Genomic DNA, 11,392 nt, shown 5'->3' with positions numbered 1-11,392 from the left:
GCCGTAGGTGGAAGTGCAGCGATGCATGCAGCCGAGCGGTACTAATTGCCCGTAAGCTTGCGCCGCCCTCTCGGGGCTTCCTTGTAACAACAATGCTTCGTTGACTCTTTTTTGGGCCTTGCCAAAGGTCCGTCCCATAATATGTCATATCATGAACATTTAAGATATTGAAGATCTAGGTGGCCATGGCGACGGGGTCCACCCCTTTCCATTCCGAACAGGGAAGTTAAGCCCGTTTGCGCCGATGGTACTGCCACACCAGGTGGGAGAGTAGGTCGCCGCCTTCCTCAAAGCCCTTTACGCAAGTAGAGGGCTTTTTTGTTTTTATGCTATGCGTTATCTTTAGCTAAAACAAAACTGGCATGCGAAGAATTATTTTAACCTCTTGCTTTTTATTTCTTGCCCTTTCATTATTTTCCCAAAAAAACCAACTTAAAGCTTTGGTTGGGGGTACATTGATTGACGGCTATGGCTCCGATCCCATCAAAAATTCCGTAATACTTATAGAAGGTGAACGAATCAAAGCCATCGGAACCGTGGAGACTTTGCCTGTTCCGGCCAATGCTGAAGTGATGTCCACGGAAGGGATGAGTGTGCTTCCGGGTCTATGGGATATGCATGTGCATACCATGATCAATGGTCATGCGGATTATGCCTATTGGGACAAAACCTATCCACCTTTGTTCAAAGATGTGATCATGCCCTCCTCGGCACATCAGCTTTTAATGGCCGGGGTTACCAGTGCCAGGGATTTGGGCGCCCCTTTAGAGGAAAGCATAGCAGTTAGGGATGCTATTAATTCTGGAAAAATTCCCGGAGCTACTTTATATGTTTCAGGACCTTTTATACAACATGAACCCTATCCTGGGACCGAAGATTTTCGGTGGGGAGTGAACGGTCCTGAGGATGGAATAAAGAAAATCAAAAGATTGGCCAAGGCTGGGGTTGATGTCATTAAACTGATAGACCATGATCAAATGACCATGGAAGAACTCAAAGCCGTGGTGGATGAGGCCCATAAGAATAATCTGAAGGTAGTGGCGCATGGACATCGACCTGAAGAAATCAGAAGAGGACTCGAAGTTGGAGTGGATTGTTTTGAACATACTGGCTTGTCTTCAGCACCCAAGTACCCCGAAGATGTAATCAAAATGATTGAAGAACGTACTGCTCAAATGAATAAAGGCCCTTTGTTTTGGTGCCCCACTGTTGAAGGGCTTTATAATTATGAGTATGTCAGGGACAATCAGGAGAAGCTGGATAATGATTCATGGCATTTAGGATTGCCAGATAGTGTAATCACTGATATAAAAAACAGTTTTAAGCACCCAGATAGGCTCCCATACTTTCAGTTAACACCGTCCCGAAAACCTACTTTACAAACCAAGGTACAGCAATTGTTGGATGCGGGTGTTGTTCTTTTGATTGGTACGGATAGTGGAATTCCAATGAAGTTTCACAGTCAATCCACATGGAACGAACTGGATGTTTGGGTCAACGAATTTGGAATAGACCCCATGTATGCCATTCGTTCGGCGACTTATTGGCCTGCACTCTGGATGGGAGTTGCCGATGACGTGGGGACGGTTACGCCGGGAAAATATGCCGATATCATTGCGGTGAAAGGGGATGTTTTGCGGTACATTAGCTTGCTGCAAGATGTGGATATGGTAATCAAGCATGGCAAACGCTACAAATAATTCTTTTTGACGTTCAAATCCGAATCTGCTTTACGGGAAGAAAAATGGAATGCGTATTCGCATGGCCTTGGTGTTGTATTGGCCCTTGTGGGGAGTACGACCCTTCTTCAAAAAGACATTGGTGATACACCTTACCTCTTTGGTAGCATTCTGGTGTATTGTATATCCGTGGTGCTGTTATTTACTGCATCTACGTTATACCACTCTGTACAAGACCCGAGATTGAAGAAAAAGCTCAGAGCTTTGGACCATATTAGTATTTATTATTTGATAGCTGGTACGTATACTCCAGTATGTCTTACCGTACTTTTACCCTCCAAAGGCTGGCTGCTGTTTTTTTTGGTCTGGGGCATTGCCTTGTTCGGAACCGTACTGAAACTGTTCTTTACAGGTAAGTTTGAAGTGTTTTCCTTGGTGCTTTACGGTGTTATGGGCTGGCTTATAGTCATTGATGTCCCCTATTTGGTTAAGCACCTTTCACCAACCGGATTGTTTTATCTATCGCTTGGAGGAGCCTTTTATACCTTGGGCATTGTTTTTTATGCCATCAAAAGGATACCTTATAACCATTTGATATGGCACCTTTTTGTTCTGAGTGGGGCCATGAGCCATTGGTATTTGGTGTCTCTATTGTTTGGTGACAACTCATAAAAAAGAGGGCGAAAAAGCTCGCCCCCTCTACTGTTAATTGATAGGTTGGTTGTTTTTTTAGAATAAGTATGCAGGAATAAATACTAAAGCATTTACTTGGGTTGCATTACTATTTGAAAGTTGGGCAATATGGACCAAGGTGTTGTTTTCCAAATCTACTTTGGCAATATGAGTGATAGCATTGTCATTTTCATAGCAAAGAGCATATAAGACCCCATCAATTTGGACCAAGTTTTTGATCATATATGCATTGGGCATGTTATATTCAAAATCCTCTAGTGTTAAATTGATGGTCTCACTGACTTCCCCATTGAGATTGGATTTATGAATAGTGGCAGCACTATCACCAACCCATACTTCATTGGTTGTATCCCCATACGTAAGGCCCAGACCACAGCAAAGATCAGCACCTGTAAAGGCAACGGGAGCGGACGCTGTTCCATCCGTATCAAAACTTATTAGGGATTCACCTATTCCTTGGCCAAGGGACATGGTGGCCATAATGTTTCCTTGTGGAGTGATGACCAAATCGGCCAGACCTTTCCATGTATCATTGGGATTACTGTTGATGGTGGTTGCTTGTAACGTGGCCATGTCTACTGAATAGAGCATTGACTTCTCAAATCCATTCGGAGCTGTTGTTGAAACATACATTTTCCGATCTGCGTAGTTGTAAATGGCACCACGCACTTGTACAAGGTCTTCCCCATCAAGGGTTATCGTAAAGGCTTCGGTCTTATCACCCGTACTGGGATCAAGGGAGTAAAATTGTCCTGTGTTTCTATCGGAAACCAAAATTTCAATCTTATCCACCACAGCAACCTTAATATCCAGATCAGTACTGCCCACCACAAATTTGGCCAAGGCAATTTCCGAAGTTTTGGCTACAGGACTGGAGCCAATCCATGAAAAATAAAAATCATCCTTGGAAATGTCCATGATACCATTGCTGATGTTTACCAAAATCTCATCACCTTCCGTAAGGTCGGTGGGTTTGTCCGCAGAATAGGAATCACCCCCATCCGTGGAATAGAGGAAGGTCAAGTCTTCCGGGGCGGTGTATCCAGTCTTGTCTATCACAGCGGTGGCCACGTCCAAAGTTTCTTCGGTCACGTTGATGGTAATGTTGGCCGTTTTGGTGACATCCCCAACCTTGGCTTGTACGGTAGCTGTAATTTTGGGGTTGATTTCAAAAACAAAAACCGAAGGGGCTGCAACGGACAATTGCCCCGTACTTGAGTTAATTTTTAATGCCCCAGCGGGACTCTCCGTGGTTAAGGAGTATACCAATGTTCCAGTATTGGTACTGGCTTCTATGGTGCCTAAAATTTCATTTTCCACTGGATTCTCCTCAATGGAACTTTCAAAGTCAGAAATGGTGATTACGGGATCTTTTACTTCAGGACCATCATCCTTGCTACATCCCAAGTTTAACATAATGGCAAAAATGCCCAATAAAATACTTGTTTTTTTCATGATATCTAGTGTTATGGAGTTATGTAATGAAAACCAAAGTAGCCTATAGATATTTAGAAATGTGCCCCCAATTGATGGATGCTGCTTATCAATGCATGGAAAGGGGATATGAATTGATGTACTATATTGAAAGCAAGGGGATAAAATCGGGTTTAACACCTCTTCTGATTAGACTTAGAGGGTAAAATAGGCACTGGCAATGCCCAAGATAATAACCAACAATTTTTGCAGATTAAAAGAATGTCCTTTAGAACTTTCAAAAAGAATAATGGTAGAAATATGAAAAAACACCCCAATGGCTAAAGAGGTCAATATATGGCCATAACCTTGTAATTTGGGCAATTGGTCAGACAGGAAACTGCCCAAAGGAGTCATTAATGAAAATACGAGGATAAAAAGAATGGCCCATCCCATTTTCATTTTGGAATTGATCAAAAATATGCTGAGAATGATGGCAACCGGAATTTTATGGATAATAATGCCATATAAAATGGAATTATTCCCGTGAATGGGAACCCCTTCGACCAAGGAATGGATAGACAAACTTAAAAAGAGCAGGAAGGGAAATTGATTTTCCTTGATATCGATATGCATATGCCCGTGTTCTGCACCTTTGGAGAAAAACTCTAAAAACACCTGAAGTAATATACCGGCCAAAATATAAAGCGCAATGGTCTTTGGGTCGTGTCCTTCGTACACATCGGGCAACAATTCCAAAAAGGTCAACGATAAAAGGAAAGCCCCACTAAAGGCCAGCAACAATTTTATGTTCTTGTTGTTTTTTGGGCGTACAATAAAAGCAAAGGCAAAACTGGCCCAAACAGCTAGAATGGGAGCAATGTACACGATGTATGCCGGAAAATCCATAAAAAAGGTTCAGGGGGCAAAAATAGCCTATTTTTGTGGAAAGATTTCAGGAAAACATGGCAGGAAATTTTAAGATGTTGGCCAAAACCTTGTACGGGTTTGAACCCCTTTTGGCCAAAGAGCTTCGGAACTTGGGGGCGGGAAATGTTGAGGAAGGTGTGCGCAATGTATCCTTTGAAGGGGATACGGGTTTTATGTACAAGGCCAACCTGTGTTTGAGGACCGCATTGAAGATCTATAAGCCTTTGCGAACCTTTAAGGTGTATAATGAGAAAGATCTGTATAAAGCGGTGTATGACATCAATTGGTCCTCCATCTTTGGCCCGAACCAGACTTTTGCGGTGGATACCAACATGAACACCGAGATTTTCAACAATTCCATGTTTGTTTCGCTCAAGGCCAAGGATGCCATCGTGGACAAGTTCAGACGGGTGGAACGCGAACGGCCCAATGTGAGTACCCAAGACCCGGATGTTAGGATCCACATCCACATTCATGACCATAATTGTACTGTCTCATTGGATAGTTCAGGTAGTTCATTGCACCAGAGAGGTTACCGTATGTTGACGAATATTGCCCCGATAAACGAAGTTTTGGCGGCTGGGCTTTTATTGAAAAGCGGTTGGGATGGCCGAACAGATTTTTTAGATCCTATGTGCGGAAGCGGTACTTTTTTGATTGAAGCGGCCATGATAGCCTGTAATGTTCCGGCCAACATTAACAGAGAGTCGTACGCTTTTATGCATTGGCGCGATTATGATGCGGAATTGTATCAAAAGATTGTTGATGCCAGTTTGAATAAGGTCCGGGAATTTCACCATAAGATATTAGGGTATGACAAGGCCCCATCTGCGGTACGAAAGACCCAAGAGAACGTTGATAATGCAAATCTTTCTGAATACATTACCGTGGAGCGGAAAGACTTTTTTAGAACAGAAAAACCGGTTGATTCTAGGCTTCATATGGTGTTTAACCCGCCTTATGGGGAACGATTGCCCATAGAAATGGAAGAGTTTTACAGCAAAATAGGGGATACGTTAAAGCAAAACTATCCCGGAACGGATGCTTGGATGATCACGTCCAATTTAGAGGCTTTAAAGCATGTGGGACTCAAACCTTCAAGAAAGATCAAGGCATTCAATGGAAAACTGGAAGCTAGGCTTGTATATTATGAAATGTATGAGGGTAGCAAAAAGGCAAAATATCAAAAAGACAATGTCTAAGTATTCGGACTTTTTTACAATCAATTAAAATTTAGTTAACTTTACCCTAACAAAAGTTTGGGTTTTCTTGAAAGTTTTGGCAATTAACTCAAAAAAATAGAAGGAAAATTCTAGACTAACTCAATTCAATTACCAAAAAAAGAGCCTGAATCATCAGGCTCTTTTTATTTGTATTCCGTAGACTAAGCTATTTCTAGGGTTCTTGCGGTTCTGTTTTTTTCTTCTTGGATTTTTTGTACAAGGGGATAAAATATGAGATGGAGTAGTTGTAACCTACCCCAAAGTTACTGCCCTCCGTTACCTTGTTAAATCCGGGAATCCAAAGGTTGGGAAAACGTTCATCTTCCTTATTGGTGACCAAAAAGCCCAAACGGGCACTCATACCAAGATAGATATTGGCAAAAAGCTCTGCTTTTATACCTACCACAAACTCTAGCCATGAGGCACTTAGCCCACTGAACTCCACATTCGGGTTGGGTCCTGGTAAAAAACCCGGTTCATAAAAGCGGTCGCTATTGAAAAGACTGTAATCATTCAAGGTTTGGCTAAAACTGGCAAAGGCATATCGGCCTCCAATGGTAATGGCGTTGTTCATTCCAAACCAATTCTGATAGGTATTTAGGTCAACCCCAGCTTTAATGTAGCTTCCAGCTGTTTCAAAGCTATATAGTTCGGTTCCACCCAAATCCTCGGATTGTTTTTTTGTTTCGTTGCCTATTTCTGCGGCCAGATAAAGTTTTTGGGTAAGCCTGTAGTCCCCAACCAGTTCGATTCCCGTATAATCTTCGTCCGCAAATGAAAGTACCAACCTGCTAAGATCGGCACCGATACGTAAACCATATTCATCCTTGTACTCTATGGTATCCTTGGCCTGTAAGTCAATAGGTTTGCTTTGCCCCATTACCAACAATGGTAAAAGGAGGATAAAAAGGCTAGTGAAATATTTTGACATGGACGCTGTTGGAATTTTCTACGGTTTGTTGGACGATTCGGATATCCTGGATCCAGTTATTGGCGCTTTCTGGTAATGTTACGGTAAGGTCTCCATAGTTGGCAACAAAACCGCAAGCCCTTGATATGAATGCTTCAGTGTTTTGGTATGATACGGTCAACGTATCTATATTGCCGGTTTCCACACCAGTTTCAGCATCATCGGCAGAATTGGTAATAAATGCAAATTGGGTGCTACTTGTACTGGCCCGGAGGGGTATTCCTATGGAATCCAGATTGCTTGAGCGATCGGTAAAAGTGTTTACCGTTTCATCCAAAATAATTTCTTTGATACGCATCAAAGGAACATCTTTGGTTGCTGTTGTATCATCAATATCATAAAAACCAATGACTAAGAGTGGAGTGTCACCTTCCACACAGATATCATCTTTCTCGCAAGAGGAGAAATAAACGAGCACAGTGGCAATCAATACAATGGGGAGAATTTTTTTCATTCGTGTATAAAGCAGATTTTTCATCAAAGACTATACCCGTTTTTCCAAAAGTACAACATTTTCAACGTGATGGGTCTGGGGGAACATATCAACGGGCTGTACTTTGGCCACGTGGTACAATTCCTTCATTAAGGCCAGATCCCGTGCCTGTGTGGCGCTATTGCAGCTTACATAGACTATTTTTTTTGGGGCAACTTGGAGCAACTGCTCCACTACCAGTTTGTGCATGCCATCCCGGGGAGGGTCTGTTATGATCACATCGGGTTGTCCGTGCTGTGCTATAAATTCCGAGTTGAAGACATTCTTCATATCACCCACAAAAAACTCCACATTGGAAATTTGGTTGTGCTCAGCGTTGGCTTTGGCATCTGCAATAGCTTCCGGAACAGACTCCACTCCAATTACTTTTTTGGCTTGTTTGGAAACGAACTGTGCAATAGTGCCAGTTCCCGTATACAGGTCGTATACCAGTTCATGGCCACTAAGATTGGCAAAATCACGGGTTACCTTGTACAACTCATAAGCTTGTTCTGAATTGGTCTGATAAAAAGATTTTGCATTGATTTTAAACTGAAGCCCTTCCATTTCTTCAAAAATGTGATCTCTTCCAGAAAAGCAAATCACCTCTTGATCATAAATGGTGTCATTTTGTTTGGAATTGATAACGTAGAGTAAGGAGGTAATCTTCGGGAAATTTTGTTGAATGTGGTTCAATAATAATTCTCGTTGTTCCGTATTATCCTCAAAAAATTGAAAGAGCACCATGATCTCACCGGTTGATGACGTTCTGATCATCAAGGTGCGCAATAGACCCTCTTGTTTTCGTGGGTCAAAAAAAGGCATGCCATGGTCCAAGGCAAACTTTTTAACTTCCAGTCGAATAGCATTGGAAGGATCTTCCTGTAAATGGCATTTTTTTATGTCCAAAATTTTGTCCCACATGCCCGGAATGTGAAAACCAAGGGCATTTCTATTTTCAAAATCCTTTTCAGAATTAATTTCGGCTTGGGTAAGCCATCTACTATTGGAGAACGAAAACTCCATTTTGTTGCGATAGAAATATTGTTTTTTGGAACCCAGAATAGGATTGGTATCCGGAAGGTCCAAATGGCCAATACGCTTTAAATTGTTCTCCACCTCTTTTTGTTTAAAATGAAGTTGATGCTCATAAGCCATGTGTTGCCATTTGCATCCACCACAAACTCCAAAATGTTCACACTTTGGTTCGGTTCTCTTATCGGAAAGTGTATGAAAATGGGTGGCTACACCCTCAAAATAGGCCTTTCGTTTTTTGGTGGTCATTACATCGACCACATCGCCGGGAACGGCATTGGATAAAAAAATGACCCGACCGTCCGGGGCTTTGCCTACAGTTTTTCCCTTGGCTCCTGCATCAATCACTTCAACCTGTTCAAAGGTTTGTCGCCTACTTTTTCTACGCATGGGGCAAAAGTAACTTCTTTTTGCTATTTGACATTGCCAAGCTTCTTAAATTGACTTAAAACTTTGAGGGATTTTGGACAAGGAATCGGGTAGGGGAAGCCTCTTTTTTGCACAATAATTTGTAATTTGCGGGCACTTCAAGGGATGATTTCTCTCCCACGCTGCTTTTTCGAGACCTCGAAAGAAAAAAGGTACTGTAGGAATGGTTGTTTTATAATTTTAATTTAAACTAAAATGGCTGTTTTAGAGCATTTAACATCGCAGCAAGCGATAGATTTGGAAAACAAGTATGGCGCCCATAACTACCACCCACTTCCTGTGGTTTTAAGTAGAGGTGAAGGTGTCTACGTTTGGGACGTGGAAGGTAAAAAGTACTATGATTTTTTGTCGGCCTATTCTGCAGTGAATCAGGGGCATTGCCACCCCAAAATTGTTGGTGCCATGGTGGAACAGGCCAAGACCTTGACCTTGACCTCCCGCGCTTTTTACAACGATATGTTGGGGAACTTTGAGAAATATGCCACGACCACTTTTGGATTTGATAAGCTTTTGCCCATGAACACAGGGGCCGAGGCCGTGGAGACTGCACTGAAAATTTGTAGGCGATGGGCATATCGCAAGAAAAATGTTCCAGAAAACCAGGCCAAAATTGTGGTTTGCGAAAACAATTTTCATGGAAGGACTACCACTATCATTTCATTTTCAAACGACCCAGTGGCCAATACAGATTATGGGCCGTATACCGAAGGCTTTATCAAAATAGAATATGATAATTTATCCGCTTTGGAAAATGCATTGCAGGGCAATCCGCATGTAGCTGGGTTTTTGGTGGAACCCATTCAAGGTGAAGCCGGCGTCTATGTACCTTCTGAAGGATATCTGGCTGCCGCCAAGGCCCTTTGTGAAAAGTATAATGTTCTTTTTATAGCAGATGAGGTGCAGACTGGTATTGCACGTACCGGAAAGCTTTTGGCGGTAGACCATGAAAATGTAAAACCGGATATTCTGATTTTAGGAAAGGCATTGTCTGGGGGAGCCTATCCAGTTTCGGCCGTTTTGGCCAATGATTCCATCATGGAAGTGATTACCCCAGGAAGCCATGGAAGCACCTTTGGTGGTAACCCGGTAGCCGCAGCCGTTGGCATAGCGGCCTTAGAGGTAGTTAAAGAGGAAGGGTTGGCCCAAAATGCAGAAGAATTAGGTGAATTGTTCCGGGAAGAGCTCAACAAGTTCGTGGCAACTTCGGATTTAGTGTTGAAGGTTAGGGGAAAAGGTCTTCTGAATGCCATTGTGATCAACGATTCCGAGGAAAGCTCAACGGCATGGGATATTTGTATGGCCCTGAAGGAAAATGGTCTTTTGGCCAAACCAACCCATGGGAACATTATTCGATTTGCACCACCTTTGGTGATGAACCGCGAGCAATTGATGGATTGTATTTCCATTATTACCAAAACGATTCAAGACTTCGAAGGATAAAAGAAGTGGTTATATCACCGCTGCCTCTAACAGTTCCAAAGTCATATCGTCTGCATTAAAAGCAGCATGAATGCCTACTGGAACAGTAAAATTATTGGGAACATGCCCGAAGCTCATTCCATAGGCCGAGGGCAATCCCAGTGGGGCAATACGGTCCATGATAACCTCTTTAAGAGTAAAATTATCGGGCTTCTTTTCTCGATCACAACCTTTGCATACTCCAAATACAATTCCCTTGGCTTTTGAAAAAGTAGAGCCTTCAATGAGTTGGGTGAGCATACGGTCCATTCGGTAGGGAGCTTCTTCCACATCTTCCAAGAAAACCAATTTATCCGTAAAATCGATTTCATGGGGGGTTCCCACCAATGCATTGACCAAGGTAAGGCTTCCCCCGACCAACTCGCCTTTGCAATTTCCCGAGGTAATGGTATACCGTTCGTACTCGCTATGGTTCAAAAGTTCAGGGTCCTTTAACTTCACATTTTCTATGATTTGGGAATCCTTGCCCTTCATCAGCACTTTTTTAAAGTATTTCTGACTATAGGCATCGTCAATGGTACTACCTACTGGACCATGAAAGCAGATAAGCCCTGTTTCTTTGTAAATACCCTGAATCAATGCGGTAATGTCACTAAAACCAATCAGGGCCTTGGGGTTGTTCCGGATGATATCATAATCCAAATGAGTAAGAATTCGGGTGCAACCATACCCTCCTCTTGCACATAGAATGGCATCTATTTCTGGATTGGCGAACATTTCATGCAAATCTTTTACACGCTCTACATCCGTATTGCTAAAATATCCGTGGTTTCCTATGATTCGGTTGGTATGAAAGGTCTTAAACCCCATTTTGTGAAGTGTTTCCAATGCTTTTTGCAATACGTCCGGTTTTATGGCAAAACCGGGAGCGACCAAACCTATCGTGTCTCCTTTTTTTAATTTTTTGGGTTTAATTCTTGTTGGCGTAGGAGTGGTAGGTCGATTTTCATTTCCCATACCAATTTTTGGCAACATAAAAGTAGCTCCCAAGGCGGAAGCAGATTTTAAAAAGGTTCTTCTTTTTGACATGAAGTTTGGATTATGGTATAAAGAATCCTTGGCTGAGCCA

The 11,392-nt window shown here is 42.4% G+C and carries 10 protein-coding genes and 1 rRNA gene; 5 read left to right on the top strand and 6 right to left on the bottom strand.

Translation table 11 applies throughout. From position 1 onward, the window contains the following. Nucleotides 1-175: 175 nt before the first annotated feature. From rrf to trhA, 3 genes are all read left to right on the top strand, one after another. A 5S ribosomal RNA gene (rrf, locus tag EZV76_RS12290) occupies nucleotides 176-287 on the top strand. A 75-nt stretch (nucleotides 288-362) separates the two neighbouring features. Continuing rightward, entirely contained in the window at nucleotides 363-1,700 is a 1,338-nt protein-coding gene (locus tag EZV76_RS12285) for an amidohydrolase family protein (protein ID WP_136566858.1), read from the top strand. 6 nt (nucleotides 1,701-1,706) lie between these two features. Next, nucleotides 1,707-2,351, top strand: a complete 645-nt coding sequence (trhA, locus tag EZV76_RS12280) for a PAQR family membrane homeostasis protein TrhA (RefSeq protein WP_136566857.1) — start codon at nucleotides 1,707-1,709, stop codon at nucleotides 2,349-2,351. A 57-nt stretch (nucleotides 2,352-2,408) separates the two neighbouring features. On the opposite strand, the gene EZV76_RS12275 is transcribed toward trhA, so the two are convergent. Both EZV76_RS12275 and EZV76_RS12270 read right to left on the bottom strand, forming a co-directional pair. Beyond that, nucleotides 2,409-3,827, bottom strand: coding sequence for a cadherin repeat domain-containing protein (locus EZV76_RS12275; RefSeq protein WP_136566856.1), 1,419 nt, complete (start codon nucleotides 3,825-3,827; stop codon nucleotides 2,409-2,411). 174 nt (nucleotides 3,828-4,001) lie between these two features. Next, the gene (locus tag EZV76_RS12270; protein ID WP_136566855.1) at nucleotides 4,002-4,694 is read right to left on the bottom strand and encodes a ZIP family metal transporter; all 693 of its coding nucleotides are present in this window, start codon (nucleotides 4,692-4,694) and stop codon (nucleotides 4,002-4,004) included. A 56-nt stretch (nucleotides 4,695-4,750) separates the two neighbouring features. On the opposite strand from EZV76_RS12270, the gene EZV76_RS12265 reads away from it, so the two are divergent. Continuing rightward, the gene (locus tag EZV76_RS12265) at nucleotides 4,751-5,917 is read left to right on the top strand and encodes a THUMP domain-containing class I SAM-dependent RNA methyltransferase (RefSeq protein WP_136566864.1); all 1,167 of its coding nucleotides are present in this window, start codon (nucleotides 4,751-4,753) and stop codon (nucleotides 5,915-5,917) included. A gap of 193 nt (nucleotides 5,918-6,110) precedes the next feature. Here the strand turns inward: EZV76_RS12265 and EZV76_RS12260 are convergent, their stop codons facing one another. Genes EZV76_RS12260 through rlmD form a run of 3 tightly spaced genes read right to left on the bottom strand, consistent with a single transcriptional unit; the run spans nucleotide 6,111 to nucleotide 8,805 of the window. Then, complete coding sequence (locus tag EZV76_RS12260; protein WP_136566854.1) at nucleotides 6,111-6,869, bottom strand: DUF6048 family protein; 759 nt, start codon at nucleotides 6,867-6,869, stop codon at nucleotides 6,111-6,113. Further along, nucleotides 6,850-7,362, bottom strand: coding sequence for a DUF6452 family protein (locus EZV76_RS12255; RefSeq protein ID WP_136566853.1), 513 nt, complete (start codon nucleotides 7,360-7,362; stop codon nucleotides 6,850-6,852). Before EZV76_RS12255 ends, EZV76_RS12260 begins: the two co-directional genes overlap by 20 nt. Nucleotides 7,363-7,392: 30 nt before the next feature. Next, nucleotides 7,393-8,805, bottom strand: a complete 1,413-nt coding sequence (rlmD, locus tag EZV76_RS12250) for a 23S rRNA (uracil(1939)-C(5))-methyltransferase RlmD (RefSeq protein WP_136566852.1) — start codon at nucleotides 8,803-8,805, stop codon at nucleotides 7,393-7,395. 234 nt (nucleotides 8,806-9,039) lie between these two features. Here rlmD and rocD point away from each other — a divergent pair, with 234 nt between their 5' ends. Further along, a complete protein-coding gene (rocD, locus tag EZV76_RS12245) occupies nucleotides 9,040-10,284 on the top strand; it encodes an ornithine--oxo-acid transaminase (protein WP_136566851.1) in 1,245 nt (414 codons plus the stop codon). 9 nt (nucleotides 10,285-10,293) lie between these two features. Here the strand turns inward: rocD and EZV76_RS12240 are convergent, their stop codons facing one another. Further along, nucleotides 10,294-11,352, bottom strand: a complete 1,059-nt coding sequence (locus EZV76_RS12240) for a S66 peptidase family protein (RefSeq protein ID WP_136566850.1) — start codon at nucleotides 11,350-11,352, stop codon at nucleotides 10,294-10,296. Nucleotides 11,353-11,392: the final 40 nt, after the last annotated feature.

Source organism: Flagellimonas alvinocaridis (assembly GCF_004916895.1).
Taxonomy (GTDB): Bacteria; Bacteroidota; Bacteroidia; order Flavobacteriales; family Flavobacteriaceae; genus Flagellimonas; species Flagellimonas alvinocaridis.
The sequence above is the reverse complement of the archived record's forward strand: the minus strand, read 5'-3'. Positions and strand labels throughout refer to the sequence as shown.